Here is a 21,867-nt window from a genome sequence, read left to right on the forward strand (position 1 = left end):
CTTGTTACGCAATGCAGGTTCAGGACGTTTTTATGCTCGCAGATACCTCTACACTTCCCGCAAATCACCTCCCGGCAGACCACCCGAAGGTTGCCTTCGGCAAGGTCGGCGTCCTCCTGGTCAATCTCGGCACGCCAGATGGAACCGACTATAAATCCATGCGCCGCTACCTCGCCGAGTTTTTGAGCGACAAGCGCGTCATCGAGTGGTCACGCCTGTTCTGGTATCCGATCCTCTACGGCATCGTGCTGAACAAGCGTCCGCAGAAAGTCGGCAAAGCCTACCAGTCGATCTGGAACAACGAGCTCAACGAAAGCTACTTGCGCACCTACACGCGCAATCAGGGTGATCTTCTCGGACAAGCCTTGAAGGATTTGCCCAATGTCGTGGTCGATTGGGGCATGCGCTATGGCACACCCAGCATCGCCCAGCGTATCGATGCACTGAAAGATCAGGGCTGCGAGAAAATCCTCTTGTTTCCGCTCTACCCGCAATATGCGGCAGCCACGACTGCTACCGTCAACGACAAGGCGTTCGAGCACCTGATGAAACAGCGGTGGCAGCCAGCGCTGCGTACCGTGCCGCCTTACCACGATGACGAAACCTATATCGATGCACTCGCCAACTCCGTCACATCGCATCTGGCGACGCTGGACTGGGAGCCTGAAAAGATCATCGCTTCCTTCCACGGCATCCCACAATCCTATTTCAAAAAGGGCGATCCCTATCATTGCCAATGCATGAAGACGGGACGCCTGCTGCGCGAAAGACTGGGCCTCGGCAAGGACCGCTTCCTCATCACCTTCCAGTCCCGCTTTGGCCCGGAAGAATGGTTGCAGCCCTACACCGACAAGACCGTCGAGCGGCTGGCAACCGAAGGCGTCAAGCGCATTGCGGTGATGAATCCCGGCTTTGTGTCCGACTGTCTGGAAACGCTGGAAGAAATCGCCGAAGAAGCGGCCGAAAGCTTTCACCACAACGGCGGCGAGAAATTTTCACATATTCCTTGCCTGAACGACAGCGCCGAGGGTATGAGAGTTCTCGAAAAAGTTGTACGTCGGGAGTTGCAGGGCTGGGTATGAACCAGCCTTTAAACCCGCGTTTTAGTATTGGGAGAATGCCGTGATGGATCTGAGTGGTTTCGATATCGTCGTGATTGTGGCGGTCGGCCTGGTTATTCTGACGCTCTTTGCGGGCATCAAGACAGTACCACAGGGCTATCGCTACACGGTGGAGCGCTTCGGTCGCTATACCCGCACGATGGAACCCGGTCTTAACATCCTCACGCCCTATATCGAGCGCGTCNGCGCGCGCCTGAACGTGATGGAACAGGTGCTGGATATCCCGACGCAGGAAGTCATCACCAAGGATAATGCCAGCGTCTCGGCAGATGCCGTTGCCTTCTATCAGGTGCTGAACGCCGCGCAGGCAGCTTACCAGATCACCAATCTGCAATTTGCCATCCAGAACCTGACCATGACCAACATCCGCTCGGTCATGGGCTCTATGGATCTGGACGAGCTTCTGTCCAACCGTGATGCCATCAACGACCGCCTGTTGCGCGTGGTCGATGAAGCCGTCGGCCCATGGGGCATCAAGGTAACCCGCATCGAGATCAAGGACATCGCACCGCCGAAAGACCTTGTGGATTCCATGGCCCGCCAGATGAAGGCAGAGCGCGAAAAGCGCGCACAGGTCCTGGAGGCAGAAGGTTCGCGAAACGCACAGATCCTGCGTGCCGAAGGTGCCAAGCAGTCCGCCATTCTCGAGGNAGAAGGCCAGCGCGAAGCAGCTTTCCGTGATGCCGAAGCGCGCGAACGTCTGGCCGAGGCCGAAGCCAACGCCACGCGCATGGTTTCTGAAGCCATTGCAGCCGGTGACATTCACGCCATCAACTACTTCATCGCGCAGAAATACACCGAAGCCATGGCCGCAATCGGCACCGCTAAGAACTCCAAGATCGTGCTGATGCCGATGGAAGCCTCGGCGCTGATCGGTTCGCTCGGCGGCATCGGTGCCATTGCCAAGGAAGTGTTCGGCAAGAACAGCGATGGTGCGGCAGCACCTGATACACCTGCGCCAGCAAGACAGCGCAGCTCCATTCCACCCTCTTCCAGTCGTCCAACAGGCCAGACCATCAACGTGACCATCCCCAACAATCCGTTCGGCCCGTCCTCGGAGAGATGAGATGATCGCGAGCCTCGTCACCGATCTAGGCCCATGGAGTTGGTGGATACTCGCCGCCGTTCTGCTCGCTGCGGAGCTTCTGGCCCCCGGTGTGTTCCTGATCTGGATCGGTGCCGCAGCCCTCGTGGTGGGTGCCATATCGCTGGCTCTGTGGGGCACCGCCGTGTGGAGCTGGCACGTCCAGCTTCTGCTGTTTGCGGTGCTATCCGTCGCATTCGCCCTGCTGGGCCGCCGTTACTACCACAATAATCGCAACTCCACCGACGAGCCTTTCCTCAACCAGCGCGAAGCCAGCCTCATCGGCAGGACAGCGACCCTTGAGGAGCCGATCACCGAAGGCCGCGGCCGGATCAGACTGGATGACACATGGTGGTCGGTCCAGGGCGAAGACATGCCCGCTGGTACACGCGTGCGCATAGCGTCGGCACACGGTCGTACCCTGACTGTCGAGAATATAGGCAGCTAACGTCTGTCATAGGTATCGAACGCGCGAAACCCCACCGTTTTCTCATTCCTGCTGGTGGCAACATGCGGCTGACGCATCACTTGTCTTCCTGAAAATCAATGCTGGTTTCCCTGTCAATGCTGTACGCATCCTTGCGTATCGTCAGGTAATTCAGAGAAAAGGNTTTCNAAAATGGAATTGCAACCACCCGCAGATATGGAACTCACACTCCGCACTCTCGCTATGCCAGCCGACGCGAACCCCGCAGGTGATATTTTCGGCGGATGGGTCATGTCACAGATGGACTTGGCCGCTTTCGTACGCGCCAATGACGTCGCCGGCGGCCGCACCGTGACAGTCGCCGTCCACGAAATCGTCTTCAAGAAACCCGTAAAAATCGGTGACACGCTCTGCGTCTACACACGCATCGAAAAAGTCGGCCGCACGTCCATCACTCTCAAAATCGAAGCGTGGACGCGTAGATACTCCGAACAGTCCCGCGACAAGGTCACGGAAGCGGTGTTCATCATGGTGGCGGTGGATGCGGAGGGTAATCCTAGGGCGGTGGCCCGTGATGCGCCGATGAATGTTTAGAGTGTCCGCCATAGGCCGGTCAGCGCAAATTCTGACTGTCAGAGACGACCCAATTCATCTGACNAAAAATCCATGATGTTTTTCCGAACTCGCCAGACTCACANTTTGCGAAAGATGTTACCCAATGTCAGGAATCTCACCGTGCTGGTAGATGATGGTCGGAGGACCGTATTCTCCGATGTCTGGGTCTGCATCACGCGCCCAGGCTAAGACGCCATCGTACTGGCTGGATAATGCTTTCCCCTCGCGTATCGCTCGGTCCTCTGTCGGCATCTGCCTTGGCTCAAATGCCTCAACCATATTCCCCTCGTCGTCAGCTTTATAAGCGGCAATAACAATCAGTCGGATTTTGGCCATCGCTCAATTCCTTGTGTGGTTGTCCAGCGTATATCACAGGTGCGAGGCAATGGTGATGATTGTGGCGGGCTGGCGCTGATTCGGATGATACCGCCCCGACGTATAAACAGTCCGCCGATCCAAACAGCTAGATTTCATGAACATGTCACCCACAACGCAAAAAGGCCTCGCAATTTCTTGCAAGACCTTCAAACGAAACTGGATGGTGGGCGTAACAGGGATTGAACCTGTGACCCCTACGATGTCAACGTAGTGCTCTCCCGCTGAGCTATACGCCCATCCGTTGCGGCGCATAAATCACGAAACTGGATGAAGCGTCAACTGCNTTTTTTCAGTTTTGTGAAAGGTTTATGCGAGGCCTTATGCCACAAGGAGTTTGTTCACTTCGTCGACGAGATCACGGAGGTGGAAAGGCTTGGAAAGCACCTTCGCATCCTTCGGCGCCTTCGAATCAGCATTGAGAGCAACCGCCGCAAAACCGGTGATGAACATGACCTTGAGGTCGGGGTCGAGTTCGGTGGCGCGGCGGGCGAGCTCGATGCCGTCCATCTCAGGCATCACGATGTCGGTTAGCAAAAGCGAGAAAGGCTCCTCACGAAGCCGGTCATAGGCGCTTGCCCCGTTGTCGAAAGAGGAAACCTTGTAACCGGCTTTCTCCAGCGCCTTCACGAGAAAGCGGCGCATATCATTGTCATCTTCCGCGAGAAGAATTTTCTGTACCATTTAAGTGACCGTAACTTCTGATTTGCTGGGAATACCTTATCGCGATCATACCGTGNTTTCAGTAAATATCATGTGAACGGTAGAATCATGACTCGGACGACTGTTGCACAGTATGGACTTGCTCTGCCTTAACTGGCAACATGAAGCTTCTGGCAGAATTATGACATGGTAAACGGGGCGGGATGGACTGGGTCACTGGCGAGTATGAACTCTTCGAAGTGCACGAGCCGACCGTTCACAGCATTCCGTTTGTGTATAACTCCCCCCATAGCGGCCGCTGCTACCCGGTTTCCTTCCTCGAATCATCCCGTCTGAACGCTTACGAAATCCGCCGGTCCGAAGATCACTTCGTCGACGAGCTGNTTTCCAGCGCAACCGAGATCGGCGCGCCCCTCCTCAAAGCCAACTTTCCGCGCGCCTATCTCGACGTCAACCGCGAGCCCTACGAGCTCGACCAGCGCATGTTCGACGGCGCTTTGCCGTCCTATGCAAATATCGGCTCAATGCGCGTGGCGGGCGNNCTTGGCACCGTGCCGCGCATCGTGGCCGAGAATATGGATATCTACGCCCACAGACTTCCCGTGGACGAGGGCATTCACCGCATCGAGAGCATCTACAAACCCTATCACGCTTGCCTGCGAAAACTCGTGTCGCGCACCCACGCCAGTTTCGGCATGGCGGTGCTAATCGACTGCCACTCCATGCCCGGCAATATTCGCCTCACAGGTTCCAATATCCGCCCCGACATCATCATCGGAGACCGCTACGGAACCAGCGCCTCTGCAGAAATTTCCCGCGCCGCCCTGTATCTGCTCGAGGAGCTTGGCTTTACCGCCGTCTGTAACAAGCCCTATGCGGGCGGCTTCATCACAGAACATTACGGTCGCCCGGTACGCTCTCTCCACGCGTTGCAGATCGAGGTCAACCGGGCGCTTTACGTGGACGAGAAGACACTTGTGAAGACGGCAGAATTTTACGCGGTGCAGTCTGCGCTGGATACGTTCATGCGCCAGCTTGCGATGTTCGTGTCCGAATACGCAAACGACATGGCATTCGCAGCCGAATAGCAATTCCAATTCCACTGAATGAAAGCTGAGCGCGGACACTGTCCGGGCAAAAAAAACCGCGCCTTGGCGCGGTCAAGTCTAGGGAGGAAACACCCAAGGAGGGTATTTACAGTCAAAGACTGTGATTAAAATCTACGAATGATTTGCTTATTTGTCAATCATATTTANTTTTGCCTATAATTTATGCGTTATTTTATTGTCTGCTTTTTATTTGGTCTTCGTTCGGCAAAAATTGCTTGCGAAGCGTGCAGCGAGTTCGAGTGGACGAAGGCCCCTGAAGCAGGCTATGTCCTCATTGAGTTCTCAGATGACGGAGTTTTCCATGCTGCCAGATCGCGATTTTTTCTTTCGTCTAGCCGATGCTGCCAAGGCCGAGACCTTACCTCGGTTTCGCACTGGCATCGCCGTCGCCAACAAGCAGGATGGTGGCTACGACCCGGTGACGGAGGGCGATCGGGCTGCGGAAACGGCTATTCGGGCCTTGATTACAGAATACTTTCCCGACCACGGCATTCTGGGCGAAGAGCACGGTAGCGTTGGTATCGATCGCGAGCATGTCTGGGTCATCGANCCCATCGATGGCACACGGGCCTTCATTTCCGGCCTGCCCGTATGGGGAACGCTCATTGGCTTTCAGTCGTCAGGCCGCGCCGTCATGGGCGTCATGGATCAACCCTTTACAGGCGAGCGCTATTTCGCCGATGGCGAAAATGCCTGGTATTTCGGCCCCGGTGGCGACAGGCAGATCAGCACCCGCAAATGCGAAACACTGTCGGACGCGATCCTCTTCACCACATCGCCCCACATCTTCACCAATGAGGAAGCCGAACGTTACGGCGCCGTCGAGGAGAAGGTGCGCCTGTTCCGCTATGGTGTGGATTGCTACGCCTATGCACTGCTGGCCGGTGGCCATGTCGATCTCGTCATCGAATCCGGCCTCAAACCCTACGATGTCGGCGCGCTCATTCCCATCATCGAGCAGGCGGGTGGCGTTATCACCAATTGGGATGGCGGCAGACCGGAAGCTGCGGGCCGTATCGTCGCCGCTGGAAGCAAGACGCTTCATGAACAGGCGCTGACCCTGCTCTCGGGCCTGTAACACACGGCAAACACCATATCGGTGCCAGTCCCCAGGGCGCGCCGCATGGCGGCCCAAGATATATGCGCGCCTTGGTTGTTCTTTGTTGCGACAAAGACAGCGCCTCCGGATTTGAAGTCGCACATCCCCCTACACTGCAAGGAATGACATCACGTAGTAACGGTTGGTTAACCATACTACGGCACTCTGGCGTTGAATTCTTTCATATTCATATACTGATATACGTGAGGACCGCTATGGCATATGACTGGAGTGGGAATACCGTTAAGGNAAAACACGACGACTGGACCATCGTCGTCATGGTTGCAGTCGTCGCTCTGGTCCTGCTGGTTACCGTAGCACCGCTTCGACTGATAAAGGCACCAGCGCCGCAACATGTGGTCGAAACGACAGGCGCCGAGATCAGGCCCGCATAGGCGTTACGCCTTTACCAGGTCCAGATGCAGCAGCCTTGGTGACAGGACCTGAAGGATGGTTTCGGAGCGGCCGATGTAAATGATCGCCGTATCTTTCATTCCCGCCAGAACTGCCGCCAGCCTGTCGATTGTCTCTGTCTCCAAACCTTCGAGAAGATCATCGATGAACAGCCAGCGCGGCTTCAACAGCACGGCGTTGGCGACACGCACACAGGCCTGCTCATCGGAATCGAGTTTCTTGTCCCAGCGAATATTCTCGTCCATGCGCGAAATGATGTGGCCAAGTCCACATTTCTCCATCGCCTCGAGGAAGTCGTTCTCCTGGAATTTTTGCGGGCTGCGCGGATAACAGAGAATTTCGCGCAAGGGTGCTGCGGGTAGATATCCGTGTTGGGCAATGAACAGAGTTTCCTCGCGAGGCGGCATCGTCATGGTGCCGCGTCCCCATGGCCAAAGCCCGGCAATCGCTGCNAAAAACAGGCGTCGGTTGACGCCCTGATCGCCATTGACCATCCACCGGTCGCCAACCTCGATCTCGACCGGTGCTTCGCGCAAGCGGAAAATGCGGGACATATCCTTCCCGCCCGCCTCCGGGCAGATTTCAACCGATGACCAACGGATCGGTCCAGACGTGGACCTTTCGATCTCGATGGCGTTGCCGTGCTGCTCGACGCTGTCCATCTGGATCAGGGCGTTGCGAAACACCGAAACGCGCTGCAAGTTCGCCTTCCAGGCGGCGATCGGGCCGAAATTGTCGATATACCACCGCAAGGCAACGTTCACCTGGTTGAACGCACCAACCGCCATCATCAGTCCACCGAAACTCAAATGCCCGGAAAAATACACCGGCGCGGCAATAAGAATGGGGGCCACGATGGCCAGCCAGCCATAACCGGATGAAACCCATGTCAAATGGGTCAGCGCCATGGCGAGCCCTCTGATGACGACCAGCACCGCGTTGATGTCTTCGCCAATGCGGTGACGTTCGTTCTTTTCACCCCGCGCCAGCGTGATCGCGGTGACATTTTCACTGGCCCGCATGAGAGAAAAGCGAAGCCCCGCCTCTTTCGAATAGCGCTCGGCGTTGAGTGGCACCAGCCGGTAGCCGACAAGGTTGGAAAGCAGCGAAGCAGAGCCCGCGTAAATCAGGGCAGCCCAGACCATATAGCCTGGTATTTCAACCATCTTGCCGCCGATCTCGATGGCGAAACCCGCTGACAGCCCCCAGAGAACACCGATAAAGCTGACGAGCAAAATGGTAGCGTTGACGAGACCGATGGCGAGTGCCGTGCTGCTTTCAGCCAGATTGCGGACGTCATCATGCAGACGTTGATCGGGGTTGACGGCAATGGCGCCGAAACCGGCAAGCCTTGCGGCGCGACCGGGTTTGAACCATTGGTCAACCATGTCCTTCGCCAGACCTTCGCGCATGCTCAGCGCCGTCATCTGGTTCAGCCAAGTCTGGNAAACGTTGAGAAGCAGCAGCGTCCCGGCAATGATCGCGAAGACTTCCAGCTGGTGCAGAAAGGAATTGAGATCGCGCCGCTCCAGCGCGTTGTNAAACGGTGCGTTCCACTCGTTGAGTTTGACCTGCCCATAGGCTGTAACGAGGATGATGGTCAGCAACGCGCACATCAGGAGGATGAGCCTGCCGCGCACCTTCGATGTCCAGAAGGCGCTGCCCATCATCGCCAGCTGCGCCTTGAAATTCAAATCGAAGGACGGATGGCCGACCGTCTCGGGGGACAGATTACCTTGCGCCATCAGTAGCTTGCCATTTCCATGATATTTTGAATTCCGGGACTCTTACACGTATCGACCTTATATGCGTGTCGTGACAGCAATAGCACGACACGAAGGCTTGTCCACTTCCCGCAAAAACGCTGAAAAAGGACAACGGGCAGCAATGCGCGAAGCGCTTGAAATGTTCCCTTGCTTTCTTCGCGTGCATTGCACAAAGTCGAAGCAATCAAAGAGGGGCGGCACAATCCGCGCAAACCGGAAAAACCGGGCAAGGGCAAGTATGTCAATCAAAGCAAGCATCTATCATCTGACCCATTATAAATATGACAATCCGATTCGCCTTGGACCTCAGATCATACGATTGAAGCCTGCGCCGCATTCCCGTACCCATGTCATCAGCCATTCGCTGAAAGTCACGCCCGCCAACCACTTCGTGAATTTGCAGCAGGACCCCTACGGCAATTTTCTAGCCCGTTACGNTTTCCCTGATCCGGTGACGGAGTTCCGCATCGAGGTCGATCTCGTCGCGGATATGACGGTCTATAATCCCTTCGACTTTTTCGTGGAGGAAAGCGCCACCTATTGGCCTTTCGAATATCCTGAGACATTGAAGGCCGACCTTTCGATCTACCAGACGCCGGAGCCATCAGGCCCGCTTCTTGCGGACTACCTGAAAACGCTCGATTGGACACCGGGACAGCCAACGGTCGATATGGTCGTCGGTCTCAATGCCCGCCTGCAAAGCGAAATCGGCTATGTCATCCGCATGGAAACCGGTGTGCAGACACCGGAGGAAACGCTGGGTACCGCCAGGGGCTCATGCCGCGATACCAGTTGGCTGCTGGTGCAGATTCTGCGCCATCTCGGGTTTGCCGCCCGCTTCGTGTCCGGCTATCTCATTCAGCTGACACCAGACCTGAAGGCGCTCGACGGTCCCTCGGGAACGGAGGTGGACTTTACCGACCTGCACGCCTGGGCGGAAGTCTATCTGCCGGGTGCGGGCTGGGTCGGGCTTGATCCGACATCGGGTCTCCTGACCGGTGAAAGCCATGTGCCGCTGGCCGCAACGCCGCATTTCAGCAATGCCGCCCCCATCTCCGGCGGTTATTACGGTGAAGCCAACACCGAATTTGCCTTCGACATGCAGGTCACCCGTGTGGCCGAGCATCCGCGCATCACCAAGCCGTTTTCGGATGAAAGCTGGGATCGCCTCAACGCTCTCGGCGAACAGGTGGACAAGGTTCTGGCTGAACAGGACGTGCGCCTGACCATGGGCGGCGAGCCGACTTTCGTGTCCATCGATGATTTTGAAGCGGGCGAGTGGAACACTGATGCGGTCGGCCCGACCAAGCGCGAAAAGGCCGATGTGCTGATCCGCAAGCTGCGCGAGCGCTTTGCCCCGCACGGCTTCCTGCACTATGGTCAGGGCAAGTGGTATCCGGGTGAAAGCCTGCCGCGCTGGACGTTTTCGCTGTATTGGCGCAAGGACGGCAACCCCGTCTGGCACAATCCAGATCTGGTCGCACGAGAAGGTGCCGATACCGGCGTAACGTCGGAAGATGCCGAAAAACTGCTGACCCACATCGCGACCAATATCGGCATTGCGCCGGAACTGGTGCTGCCCGCTTATGAAGACCCGGCGGAATGGCTGATCAAGGAAGGTAATCTCCCCGATAATGTCGATCCGTCAAACTCCAAGCTGGAAGACCCGGAAGAGCGCAACCGCATCGCCCGCGTGTTCGAGCGCGGCCTGACCACACCGACCGGTTATATTCTGCCGGTACAGGCGTGGAACGCCAAAGCTACATCTGACAAACGCTGGATGAGCGAGAAATGGCAGACCCGACGCGGCCGTATCTTCCTTGTTCCCGGCGATAGCCCGGTCGGATACCGCATTCCGCTCGGCACCCTGCCCCACGTTCCGCCGTCGAACTACCCCTATATCCACCCTGCCGACCCTTCCGTTCCGCGTGGTCCGCTGCCGGATGCCGTCGCACCCTCTGCCCGCGCCCTGCCGGAAGCTTCGTTTCAGGCTTCGGAAGGCGCAACGCAGGAGCGCATCGAGCAATCCATCAGCGATATCAATGGCGAAGTTCGCACCGCCATGTCCGTGGAAGCGCGTGACGGACGCCTCTGCGTCTTCATGCCACCGGTGGAACGTATCGAGGACTACCTCGATCTCGTCGCCGCCGCTGAAGCTGCCGCGACCGATCTTGGCCTTCCCGTCCACATCGAGGGTTACACGCCGCCGCATGATGAACGCATGAACGTCATCCGCGTAGCACCAGACCCCGGTGTTATCGAGGTCAACATCCATCCGGCCGAAAGCTGGAAGGATTGCGTCGATATTACCACGGCGGTCTATGAGGACGCACGCCAGACCCGACTGGGTGCAGACAAATTCATGATCGACGGTCGCCACACCGGCACCGGCGGCGGCAACCATGTGGTGGTCGGCGGTGCCAATCCTGNAAACAGCCCGTTCCTGCGCCGTCCAGATCTGCTGAAAAGCCTTGTGCTGCATTGGCAGCGGCATCCTTCGCTGTCCTACCTGNTTTCCGGCCTCTTTATTGGCCCGACAAGCCAGGCCCCGCGCATCGATGAAGCCCGTCATGACAGCATGTACGAGCTGGAAATCGCCATGGCGCAGGTGCCGATGCCGGGCGAAGGTGCGCCGCCTTTGCCGTGGCTGGTCGACCGCCTGTTCCGCAACCTGCTAACGGATGTCACCGGCAACACGCACCGCTCCGAGATTTGCATCGACAAGCTGTTTTCGCCGGATGGTCCGACCGGTCGTCTGGGTCTGGTGGAATTCCGTGGCTTCGAAATGCCACCGAATGCCCGCATGTCGCTGGCCCAACAATTGCTGGTGCGTGCCATCATCGCCCGCTTCTGGAAGAACCCGTCGGGTGGCCGTTTCGTGCGTTGGGGAACGGCGCTGGCCGACCGGTTCATGCTGCCCCATTACATCTGGGCGGATTTCCTCGATGTTCTCGCCGACCTAAAGGACAACGGCTTCGATGTGAAACCCGAATGGTTCACGGCACAGTTGGAGTTCCGCTTTCCCTTCTTCGGCGAGGTCGAATATGAAGGCTCCAAGCTGGAGCTTCGTCAGGCGCTGGAGCCATGGCATGTCATGGGCGAACAGGGTGCCATCGGTGGCACAGTGCGTTATGTCGATTCGTCGGTTGAACGCTTGCAGGTGCGGCTGGAAACCTCCAATCCGTCCCGCTACACCGTGGCTTGCAATGGCCGCGCCGTGCCGCTCAAACAGGCGGAAAATTCCGGCGTTTCCGTCGCCGGTGTGCGCTTCAAGGCGTGGCAGCCATCACAGGGTCTGCACCCCGCCTTGCCAGTCAACACACCGCTAACCTTCGATATATATGATACATGGTCGAACCGATCGATCGGCGGCTGCATCTATCATGTTGCTCATCCGGGCGGCCGCACCTATGAGACGTTCCCTGTCAATGGAAACGAAGCGGAAGCCCGCAGGCTCGCCCGCTTCGAACCGTGGGGGCATACCGCCGGTCAATATACTCTGTGGCCGGAAGCTGCGTCGCCGGAATTCCCGCTGACGCTCGATCTAAGACGTCCGCAGGGAGTGTGAGTTGGCAAAGACACCGGCAAGAAAACGGATAGAGGCAAAGCCCGGCATGGCATCCATGCTGGGCTACCGCGCTTTATCCGGCATTGCCGATGAAATGCTGGATATTAACGGCCGCATTCGCCCTGTCTGGCAGCCATTCGTCAACGCGCTGGAGCGCATGGACGAACGCGAACTGCACGAGCGTTTCGCTCGCACCGACCGTTACTTGCGCGATGCCGGCGTCTTCTATCGTGATTATAGCGCGCAGGGGAATACCGAACGCAACTGGCCGATCTCGCATATCCCCGTTCTCATCGATGAGAAGGAATGGGAAGCCGTCTCCCATGGCCTGGTGCAGCGCGCCAATCTGCTGGAAAGCATCGTTGCGGATTTCTACGGCGAAAATCGTCTGGTGCAACAGGGCTATGTTCCGCCTTCGCTGGTCGCGTCCAACCCCGAATATCTACGCGCCATGGCGGGTGTCAAACCGGCTAACGGCCATTATCTGCATTTCTGTTCGTTCGAAATCGGCCGCGGACCAGACGGCAACTGGTGGGTGCTGGCGGACCGCACGCAAGCCCCATCCGGCGCGGGTTTCGCACTGGNAAACCGCGTGGCCACTACCCGTGCCTTTTCCGATATCTACGGCGAATCCCATGTTCACCGCCTCGCTTCCTTCTTCGGCGCATTTCGCGATACGCTGCAGTCGCACCGCCAGCACCCGGATGACCGTATCGCGGTTCTGACGCCCGGCCCCGCCAGCGAAACCTATTTCGAACACGCCTATATCGCCCGCTATCTCGGCTTCATGCTGCTGGAAGGCGAGGACCTGACCGTCGTCGACAACCGCGTCATGGTGCGCACCGTCGCCGGCCTGAAACCCATCGGCGTGTTGTGGCGGCGGTTGGATGCCTCCTATACAGACCCGCTGGAACTGGACCAGAATTCCCATATCGGCACCCCCGGAATGGTGCAGGCACTGCGCTCCGGCTCGCTCAGCATGGTCAATGCGTTGGGGTCAGGCATTCTGGAAACGCGGGCGCTGCTTGCCTTCATGCCCGCCATCTGTCGTCATTTGCTGAACGAAGACCTCGCCATGCCATCCATCGCCACATGGTGGTGCGGCCAGCCGTCCGAACGCGAGCATGTGGCGCGCAACATCGAGCGCATGGTCATCGGTCCCGCCTATTCGCGCCTGCCCTTCTTCGATGACAACGGCCAGTCGGTTCTCGGCTCTTCGCTGCGCGAAACGGCCAAGGATTCCATCGGCGACTGGCTGGCGAGCGACGGCCACAAGCTGGTCGGTCAGGAAGTCGTGACGCTGTCCACCACGCCTGCCTATATCGATGGCAAGCTGGTGCCGCGCCCGATGAGCCTTCGCGTCTTTGCGGCACGCACGGAAAGTGGCTGGCAGGTGATGCCCGGCGGCTTTGCCCGCATCGGCCGTAGCAACGATACGGCGGCCATTGCCATGCAGGCAGGCGGCAGCGCCGCCGATGTCTGGATCGTCTCCGCAAAGCCGGTGGAGCGCACCACGCTTTTACCCGCCGAAGAAAACTTCATCCGCAACATGCCCGGCAGCCTGCCGAGCCGTGCGGCTGACAATCTCTTCTGGCTTGGACGTTACATCGAGCGCGCCGAAGGGGCGCTGCGCATTCTGCGCGCATGGCATGCCCGCTTTGCCGAATCCGCAGATCCGAAGCAGCCGCTTCTGGCCCATGTCACCGCATATCTTGAAACCGTCGATATCGACGTCGAAGAATCCGTTCCGGCGAGCCTCATCGCCAACCTCAACAGCGCGATATATTCCGCCAGCAATATCAGAGACCGTTTCTCGCCCGATGGCTGGCTGGCGCTCAACGATCTTGCCAAGACCGCGCGCCGCTTCAAAAGCAAGGTCGCCGCCGGCGATGACGCAACTCACGCCATGACGGTGCTGCTGCGCAAACTGGCGGGTTTTGCCGGTCTGGTGCATGNAAACATGTACCGTTTCACCGGCTGGCGGTTCCTCTCCATTGGTCGTTATCTGGAGCGGGGGCTGCACCTGACTCGCCTTCTCGGCCATATGAGCGGGCCGGAAGCGCCTGATGGTTCCCACGACATGCTGCTCGAAATCGGCGACAGCGTCATGACCCATCGCCGTCGCTACAATGTGAATACGGCGGCATTGACGGTCATGGACCTGCTCGGCCTCGATCCGCTCAATCCACGCTCCATCCTGTTCCAGCTCAATGAAATCCGCACCGAAGTGGAGCAACTGCCCAATGCCTTCGTCAACGGCCAGATGTCACCTTTCTACCGCGAAGTGATGCGGGTCCATTCAGGCCTTGCCGTCCTGACCCCGGAGAACTTGACCCCTGCCCTCTTCCGGCAGTTGGAGCAGGATCTGGAACACCTGTCGGACCTTCTTGCCCAGACATATCTCGGATAACCCATGCTCTACGATCTGACGCTGCACATGGGCTATATCTACGATACGCTGGCGTCCGGCGCGCGCCACATCATCCGTGTCATGCCGCTGTCGATCCCCGGCAGGCAAAGGCTGATTGCAGGTTCGCTCAGCGTCTCTCCCTCACCGGAAGAGCGCACGGNTTTCAACGATTTCTTCCAGCAGAGCGCCACATCGGTCTTTCTGCGCGCTTCGCATGACAAGCTGGATATCCGCATGCAGGCACGCGTGTCGGTGGAAAGCGCGTCGCTGACGGCAGATTTTTCGCCCGAACTTTCAAAACTGCCGCGGGATCTCGCCACCGTCTGGTCGCTCGACCCCCAATNCCCCCACCACCTGGCAGGTCTTAGCCCGCGCATTGGTGAAAACGCAGCGATTGCAGCCTACGCCCGCGAGACCATCAAACCCGGCATGACGATCCGTGAAATTGCGCTGGCGCTGTGCAAACGCATCTATAAGGACTTCAAATATGATGGCGAGGCGACCACGGTGGACACGACACCAGCCGAAGCCTTCAAGCTGAAACGCGGCGTCTGCCAGGATTTCTCGCATATCATGATATCGGCGCTGCGCAGCCTCGGCATTCCCGCAGGCTATGTCAGCGGCTTCCTGCGCACCATTCCGCCTGCGGGCAAGGAACGGCTGGAAGGTGCGGACGCCATGCACGCCTGGGTGCGCGTCTGGTGCGGTGAAGCGACAGGTTATATCGAGCTGGACCCCACCAACGACATCGTCGCGGGCAACGACCATATCGTCGTTGGTTACGGGCGCGACTACTCCGACATCGCCCCCGTCATCGGTGTCTTGAAAAGCTACGGCAACCAGCAGACGACACAGGCCGTGGACGTCATTCCCGTCAAAAGCTGATCGTGCCATAACGGGACAATTTCTGCTCCGCAATGTAACATCCGCCGGTTTCGTGCGGTGGAAGATGCTCCATTTTCAGCACTCGCTAAATTTGCTCACGTTACGTTAGGAAAATCTCCACTGCCCCGCAGTAGATGTGATTCCATATCACAATCGAACAGGTGGACATGATGTTCAACGGGGCCGGAATGGTAAAAAGCATGCGCGCACTGCTGGCTGACAGACAGGGCAATTTTGCGATGATGACAGCGATATCATTGCCGCTGTTGATGGGCGTTGCAGGTGCCGGGCTTGAGTTCACCAAGGCGATACAGGTCAAATCCGACCTTCAGAGTACAGCCGATGCGGCAACACTCGCCGCCGCAACCATGTTCCGCGAATCCGAAGGCGAAAAGAGCGATGAGGAACTCAAGGCACAGGTCGCAACATTCATCGGCGGACAGAGCTTTGCGCAGAATCTTACGGAACTGGAGNAAAAAGCCCTCGACTCCAATGTGAACAGCGTCGCGAAACGCACCGATACCGACAAGGGAACGAGCTTCAAGATTTCCACGACGGTCAGCTACCAGATGCCGCTCAACCCCCTGCTGGGCATGATCTGGGCNAAAACGCTGACGCTGAGCGCCACCAGCACATCGGAAAGCAGCTTCAACAAGGGCGCTCCCATGTCCATGTATCTGGTGCTGGACCGTTCAGGGTCAATGTCCTTCAGGACCGATACGGTCGACAAAAGCAAATACGCCTGCCCCAATTACACCGCCAGCAACTGGGGCCAGAGCCAGTCAAAGGTCACGTCAAACCCCTGCTATGTCAACAAAAGCACGTCTCTTAAAACTGCGGTGAGCTATCTCGTTGATACCCTCAACAGGGCAGACCCGACGTATAAGCTGGGCGCCTCGCCAGAATCCAAATTGGTCCGCACCGCAGCCGTTGCTTATAATGATGCAAAATTTGCAGAACANGGGTTCGATTGGGGCACGAAGAAAACAGCCGCCTATGTGCAGGCCATTCCGCAATATCCCGAAGGCGGAACCAATGCCGATGCCGCATTGAATATCGCCTATAATGCACTCAAGAGCAACAATACGAACATCACGACGACAAGGGAGGGCATCGAGCATGCCAACCAGAAGAACAAGTTCTACAATCGCTACATCGTCTTGATGACAGACGGAGAAATGACTGGCGCAAGCGCAAGCTGGAATTCTGGCATCGACGCGCAGGTTCGCGCGACATGCACGAAAGCCAAGGCCGACGACATCAAGATTTTTACCATAGCCTTCATGGCCCCCGTCAAAGGCAAATTGCTGCTTCAGGCCTGCGCCACCAGCGCGGACAACTATTACGCGCCGGAGAATATGGAAGAAATCGTTGAAGCCTTTGGCGACATTGCCAGAAAAGCGTCCGGAAATCTCAGCCGCCTGACGAACTGAAATCCTTAACTGCCANTTGATAGACCACGCAAACCACACCGGTTTGCGTGGTTTTTTGTTATTTTCACACAATGTCCATAAGCATGTCGTAACTCTCTAAGTCATTCACGTTTCCGGCAAAACGTCTGTTGCCACGGCTCGATATCGGTGCATAAATTGCGGATATGACAGGCATGCCGGCTCGACAGAATCAGACACTATCCTCCCAACAAGGTGCTGACCGACCAATGATCAATAAACTCGTCACCAACGATCTTCCTCGTCCCGCCCCGCGTAGCTCGGAACCAGAAGTTCTTGCCTCCGAAATCATCGAGCGACTGACCTATCGCATCGGCAAGGACGTCAAGGTTGCAAAGCCGCACGACTGGCTGACAGCCACCATTCTGGTCATCAGAGACCGCGTCATCGACAAATGGATGGAATCCACCCGCAAAGCCTATCAGCACGACAGCAAGCGCGTTTATTATCTGTCGCTTGAATTCCTGATTGGCCGCCTGATGCGCGACGCCATCTCCAACCTTGGACTGATGGGTGAAATCAAGGATGCGTTGACATCTCTGGGTGTCGAGTTCGACGTGATCGCCGGTCTGGAGCCGGATGCAGCGCTGGGTAATGGTGGTCTTGGCCGCCTTGCCGCCTGCTTCATGGAATCGATGGCAACCGTCGATATCCCGGCTTACGGCTACGGCATTCGTTACGTCCACGGCCTTTTCCGCCAGCAGATGGCCGAAGGCTGGCAGGTGGAACTGCCCGAAACGTGGCTTGCGCACGGCAACCCATGGGAATTCGAGCGTCGTGAAAGCTCTTACGAAATCGGCTTCGGCGGTTCGGTCGAAACCGTCGGCGGATATGAAGACCCGGAGCGTTTTGTCTGGAAACCGGCCGAACGCATGATCGCCACCGCCTTCGACACGCCCGTGGTCGGCTGGCGCGGTACCCGCGTCAACACGTTGCGCCTGTGGTCGGCACAGCCGATCGACCCGATCCTGCTCGACGCCTTCAACGCCGGTGACCACATCGGCGCGCTACGTGAAAGCAACAAGGCCGAAGCGCTGACCCGTGTTCTCTACCCCGCCGACGCCAACCCGGCTGGCCAGGAACTGCGTCTTCGCCAGGAATATTTCTTCTCGTCCGCCTCGCTTCAGGACATTCTGCGCCGCCACTTGCAGCAATATCCAGACTTCACCAACCTTGCGGACAAGGTGTCGATCCAGCTCAACGACACGCACCCGGCCATCTCCATTGCCGAAATGATGCGTCTGCTGGGCGATGTGCACGGCCTGACTTTCGAAGAATCCTGGACGATCACGCGCAACACCTTCTCCTACACCAACCACACACTTCTGCCCGAAGCGCTGGAAAGCTGGCCGGTTCCGCTGTTGGAGCGCCTGCTGCCGCGCCACATGCAGATCATCTACGCGATCAATGCCCAGACACTTCTTTATGCCCGCAAGGAAAAGAAGATGCTCGACCAGCAGGTGCGATCCATCTCGGTGATCGAAGAGGGTGGCGAACGCCGCGTACGCATGGGCAATCTCGCCTTCATCGGTTCGCATTCCATCAACGGCGTGTCGGCACTTCACACCGAACTCATGAAGGAAACGGTGTTTTCCGACCTTCACACGCTCTATCCTGATCGTATCAACAACAAGACCAACGGCATCACTCCGCGCCGCTGGCTGATGCAGTGCAATCCCGGCCTGACAGACCTCATCCGCGAATCCATCGGCGATGAATTTCTCGACGATGCCGAAAAGCTGGTCGCGCTCGATCGCTTCGCCGAGGACGCGGGNTTTCGCGNAAAATTTGCCGAAATCAAGCGCCAGAACAAGGTGCGTCTTGCCAATCTGGTCGCCCAGCGCATGGGCATCCGCGTCGATCCATCTGCCATGTTCGACATCCAGATCAAGCGCATCCACGAGTACAAACGCCAGCTCTTGAACCTTGTCGAAGCCGTTGCTCTTTATGACCAAATCCGCTCGCGCCCGGAACTGGATTGGGTGCCGCGCGTTAAGTTCTTTGCTGGCAAAGCAGCGCCGAGTTATCACAATGCAAAGCTCATCATAAAGCTCGCCAATGATATCGCGCGCGTCATCAATAACGATCCGGCAGTTCGCGGGCTTCTAAAAGTGGTTTTCATTCCCAATTACAATGTGTCGCTTGCAGAAATCATGGTTCCGGCAGCTGATTTGTCGGAGCAGATTTCAACGGCGGGGATGGAAGCATCCGGCACCGGCAACATGAAGTTTGGCCTGAACGGCGCGCTGACGATCGGCACGCTGGATGGCGCAAACGTCGAGATGCTGGAACATGTCGGCGCAGACAACATCGTGATCTTCGGCAAGACCGCCGCCGAAGTGGCACAGGCGCGTTCCGAAGGACACAACCCGCGTGCCATCATCGAGAACTCTGCCGAGTTGTCCCAAGCCGTTTCGTCCATCGCATCAGGCGTGTTTTCGCCCGATGACCGCTCGCGTTTCGCCGAGTTGATGGACGGCATCTATAACACCGACTGGTTCATGGTCGCCGCAGACTTCGACGCTTATGCGCAGGCACAGCGTGACGTCGATGCCATCTGGAGCGAACCGGCAAGTTGGTACGAAAAAACTGTCCGCAATACTGCGCGCATGGGCTGGTTCTCGTCCGACAGAACGATCCGGCAATACGCGTCCGAAATCTGGAGAGCCTGATGAAGAAACCGCTCAATTCTGCCGAAGAGAAAAAGACTGGCACCATCGCTAAGGCTGAGATCGAGGCAATCAAGAGCGGTTTGCATTCCAANCCCTTTGCCGTTCTGGGCGTCCACCAGACCCCGGACGGCTTTGTGGCCCGGTGCTTCATTCCCGGTGCGGAAAACGTCACCGTCATGACACTGGACGGCACCGTTGCGGGTGAACTGGCCCGCACCGATGCCGACGGCTTCTTCGAAGGACCGATCCAGCTTTCCAAACGTCAGCCGATCCGCTACCGCGCACTTCGCGACGATGCGGAATGGGCGGTCACCGACCCCTACAGTTTCGGTCCCGTTCTCGGCCCTATGGATGATTATCTGGTCCGCGAAGGCTCGCATTTGCGACTTTTCGACAAGATGGGCGCGCACCCGCTGAAGCTCGAAGGCGTCGAAGGTTTTCATTTTGCCGTCTGGGCACCCAACGCCCGGCGTGTGTCGGTAGTCGGCGATTTCAACAACTGGGATGGCCGCCGTCATGTCATGCGCTTTCGCAAGGACACCGGCATCTGGGAAATCTTTGCGCCGGATGTCTATTCCGGTTGCAGCTACAAGTTCGAGGTCATCGGCCCGCATGGCGAGTTGTTGCCACTGAAGGCCGATCCTTATGCACGCCGCGCCGAGCTGCGCCCCAAGAACGCCTCCGTCACGACGCCGGAACTGGTTCAGGAATGGAGCGATGACGCGCATCGCAAACATTGGGCCAGCATCGACCAGCGCCGCCAGCCGATCAGCATCTACGAAGTCCACGCCTCCTCGTGGCAGCACAATGAGAATGGTGAGTTTCTGACGTGGGATGAACTGGCCGCACGGCTCATTCCCTACTGCGCCGACATGGGCTTTACCCATATCGAATTCATGCCCATTTCCGAACATCCCTATGATCCGTCCTNGGGATATCAGACCACTGGTCTCTACGCGCCAACCGCCCGTTTCGGCGAGCCGGAAGGCTTTGCCCGCTTCGTCAACGGCGCGCATAAGGTCGGCATCGGGGNTTTGCTGGATTGGGTGCCAGCCCACTTCCCGACCGACGAACACGGGCTGAAATGGTTCGACGGAACCGCTCTTTACGAACATGCCGATCCGCGTCAGGGCTTTCATCCGGACTGGAACACCGCGATCTACAATTTCGGTCGCGTCGAGGTCATGTCCTACCTCATCAACAACGCGCTTTATTGGGCCGAAAAATTCCATCTTGATGGTCTTCGCGTCGATGCAGTCGCGTCCATGCTCTACCTCGATTATTCCCGCAAGGAAGGTGAGTGGGTTCCAAATGAATATGGCGGGCGCGAAAACCTGGAATCCGTGCGTTTCCTCCAGCAGATGAACACGCTGATTTACGGAAACCACCCCGGCGTCATGACCATTGCCGAGGAATCCACCTCGTGGCCGAAGGTCTCGCAGCCGGTGCATGAAGGCGGTCTTGGCTTCGGCTTCAAATGGAACATGGGCTTCATGCATGACACGCTGAGCTATTTCCAGCGCGAGCCGGTGCATCGCAAATTCCACCATCAGGAACTCAGCTTCGGCCTGCTCTATGCCTTCAGCGAGAACTTCGTTCTGCCGATTTCCCATGATGAAGTGGTGCACGGCAAGGGCTCGATGATTGCCAAGATGCCGGGCGACGACTGGCAGAAATTCGCCAATCTGCGCGCCTATTACGCCTTCATGTGGGGTTATCCCGGCAAGAAGCTGCTGTTCATGGGCCAGGAATTCGCTCAATGGAGCGAGTGGAGCGAGAAGTCCTCGCTGGACTGGAACCTGCTGCAATATCATATGCATGAGGGCATGCGCCGCCTCGTGCGCGACCTCAACTTCATGTACCGCTCGAAAGCCGCGCTGCATGCGCGCGATTGTGAACCGGAAGGCTTCCAGTGGCTTTCCGCCGATGACCATGAAAACTCCGNTTTTGCATGGCTTCGCTTGGCACCGGGTGAAAAGCCGGTGGCTGTCATCAGCAATCTGACGCCTGTCTACCGGGAGAATTTCTATGTGCCGTTGCCGACTGCCGGTCGCTGGCGCGAAGTTCTCAACACCGATGCCGAGATTTACGGCGGCACCGGCAAGGGCAATGGCGGGCGCGTTCAGGCTGTGGATGCAGGGGGCCAGATTGGCGCAACACTAACCTTGCCGCCACTGGCGGTCATCATGCTCGAGCTGGAGAGCTAAG

At 57.7% G+C, this 21,867-nt stretch carries 15 protein-coding genes and 1 tRNA gene; 12 read left to right on the forward strand and 4 right to left on the reverse strand.

Features of this window, described 5'->3' with window-relative positions; translation table 11 throughout:
* Positions 1-32: 32 nt before the first annotated feature.
* The 4 genes from hemH (at position 33) to CUC55_RS21745 (ending at position 3,226) form a co-directional block, all read left to right on the forward strand.
* Positions 33-1,082: a ferrochelatase gene (hemH, locus tag CUC55_RS21730; protein WP_067651376.1), complete on the forward strand. Its 1,050-nt coding sequence runs from the start codon at positions 33-35 to the stop codon at positions 1,080-1,082.
* A gap of 43 nt (positions 1,083-1,125) precedes the next feature.
* Positions 1,126-2,187 carry an SPFH domain-containing protein gene (locus tag CUC55_RS21735; RefSeq protein WP_170063940.1) on the forward strand — a complete coding sequence of 354 codons (1,062 nt, stop codon included), beginning with the start codon at positions 1,126-1,128 and terminating at the stop codon, positions 2,185-2,187.
* A 1-nt stretch (position 2,188) separates the two neighbouring features.
* Positions 2,189-2,653 (forward strand): NfeD family protein, encoded by a 465-nt coding sequence (locus CUC55_RS21740; RefSeq protein ID WP_067650899.1) that lies wholly within the window; start codon positions 2,189-2,191, stop codon positions 2,651-2,653.
* Between the two features lie 171 nt (positions 2,654-2,824).
* Positions 2,825-3,226, forward strand: coding sequence for an acyl-CoA thioesterase (locus CUC55_RS21745; RefSeq protein ID WP_067650902.1), 402 nt, complete (start codon positions 2,825-2,827; stop codon positions 3,224-3,226).
* Positions 3,227-3,343: 117 nt separating this feature from the next.
* Here the strand turns inward: CUC55_RS21745 and CUC55_RS21750 are convergent, their stop codons facing one another.
* The 3 genes from CUC55_RS21750 to cpdR all read right to left on the reverse strand — a co-directional run bounded on the left by CUC55_RS21750 (position 3,344) and on the right by cpdR (position 4,306).
* Positions 3,344-3,583 (reverse strand): hypothetical protein, encoded by a 240-nt coding sequence (locus CUC55_RS21750; protein WP_067650905.1) that lies wholly within the window; start codon positions 3,581-3,583, stop codon positions 3,344-3,346.
* Positions 3,584-3,786: 203 nt separating this feature from the next.
* A tRNA-Val gene (locus CUC55_RS21755) sits at positions 3,787-3,861 on the reverse strand.
* An 82-nt stretch (positions 3,862-3,943) separates the two neighbouring features.
* Positions 3,944-4,306: a cell cycle two-component system response regulator CpdR gene (cpdR, locus tag CUC55_RS21760; RefSeq protein ID WP_027675545.1), complete on the reverse strand. Its 363-nt coding sequence runs from the start codon at positions 4,304-4,306 to the stop codon at positions 3,944-3,946.
* A 182-nt stretch (positions 4,307-4,488) separates the two neighbouring features.
* Between cpdR and CUC55_RS21765 the strand changes: the two genes are divergently transcribed.
* A complete protein-coding gene (locus CUC55_RS21765) occupies positions 4,489-5,373 on the forward strand; it encodes an N-formylglutamate amidohydrolase (RefSeq protein WP_103089105.1) in 885 nt (294 codons plus the stop codon).
* A gap of 322 nt (positions 5,374-5,695) precedes the next feature.
* The gene (gene hisN, locus CUC55_RS21770; RefSeq protein WP_103089239.1) at positions 5,696-6,472 is read left to right on the forward strand and encodes a histidinol-phosphatase; all 777 of its coding nucleotides are present in this window, start codon (positions 5,696-5,698) and stop codon (positions 6,470-6,472) included.
* Positions 6,473-6,891: 419 nt separating this feature from the next.
* On the opposite strand, the gene CUC55_RS21780 is transcribed toward hisN, so the two are convergent.
* Positions 6,892-8,652 carry an ABC transporter ATP-binding protein/permease gene (locus CUC55_RS21780; protein ID WP_103089107.1) on the reverse strand — a complete coding sequence of 587 codons (1,761 nt, stop codon included), beginning with the start codon at positions 8,650-8,652 and terminating at the stop codon, positions 6,892-6,894.
* Between the two features lie 259 nt (positions 8,653-8,911).
* On the opposite strand from CUC55_RS21780, the gene CUC55_RS21785 reads away from it, so the two are divergent.
* From CUC55_RS21785 to glgB, 6 genes are all read left to right on the forward strand, one after another.
* Positions 8,912-12,241 carry a transglutaminase family protein gene (locus tag CUC55_RS21785; protein WP_103089108.1) on the forward strand — a complete coding sequence of 1,110 codons (3,330 nt, stop codon included), beginning with the start codon at positions 8,912-8,914 and terminating at the stop codon, positions 12,239-12,241.
* A 1-nt stretch (position 12,242) separates the two neighbouring features.
* The gene (locus tag CUC55_RS21790) at positions 12,243-14,651 is read left to right on the forward strand and encodes a circularly permuted type 2 ATP-grasp protein (protein ID WP_425352887.1); all 2,409 of its coding nucleotides are present in this window, start codon (positions 12,243-12,245) and stop codon (positions 14,649-14,651) included.
* A gap of 3 nt (positions 14,652-14,654) precedes the next feature.
* Positions 14,655-15,536: a transglutaminase family protein gene (locus tag CUC55_RS21795; RefSeq protein WP_103089110.1), complete on the forward strand. Its 882-nt coding sequence runs from the start codon at positions 14,655-14,657 to the stop codon at positions 15,534-15,536.
* Positions 15,537-15,775: 239 nt separating this feature from the next.
* Entirely contained in the window at positions 15,776-16,969 is a 1,194-nt protein-coding gene (locus CUC55_RS21800; protein ID WP_425352904.1) for a vWA domain-containing protein, read from the forward strand.
* Positions 16,970-17,196: 227 nt separating this feature from the next.
* Entirely contained in the window at positions 17,197-19,659 is a 2,463-nt protein-coding gene (locus CUC55_RS21805) for a glycogen/starch/alpha-glucan phosphorylase (protein ID WP_103089111.1), read from the forward strand.
* Positions 19,659-21,866, forward strand: coding sequence for a 1,4-alpha-glucan branching protein GlgB (gene glgB / locus CUC55_RS21810; protein WP_103089112.1), 2,208 nt, complete (start codon positions 19,659-19,661; stop codon positions 21,864-21,866). Before CUC55_RS21805 ends, glgB begins: the two co-directional genes overlap by 1 nt.
* Position 21,867: the final 1 nt, after the last annotated feature.

Source organism: Agrobacterium bohemicum (assembly GCF_002896715.1).
GTDB classification, from domain to species: domain Bacteria; phylum Pseudomonadota; class Alphaproteobacteria; order Rhizobiales; family Rhizobiaceae; genus Agrobacterium; species Agrobacterium bohemicum.

Coding starts and splice junctions, on each gene's coding strand:
- hemH (WP_067651376.1), top strand. CDS start 33: ATGCTCGCAGATACCTCTACACTTCCCGCAAATCACCTCCCGGCAGAC.
- CUC55_RS21740 (WP_067650899.1), top strand. CDS start 2,189: ATGATCGCGAGCCTCGTCACCGATCTAGGCCCATGGAGTTGGTGGATA.
- CUC55_RS21745 (WP_067650902.1), top strand. CDS start 2,825: ATGGAATTGCAACCACCCGCAGATATGGAACTCACACTCCGCACTCTC.
- CUC55_RS21750 (WP_067650905.1), bottom strand. CDS start 3,583: ATGGCCAAAATCCGACTGATTGTTATTGCCGCTTATAAAGCTGACGAC.
- cpdR (WP_027675545.1), bottom strand. CDS start 4,306: ATGGTACAGAAAATTCTTCTCGCGGAAGATGACAATGATATGCGCCGC.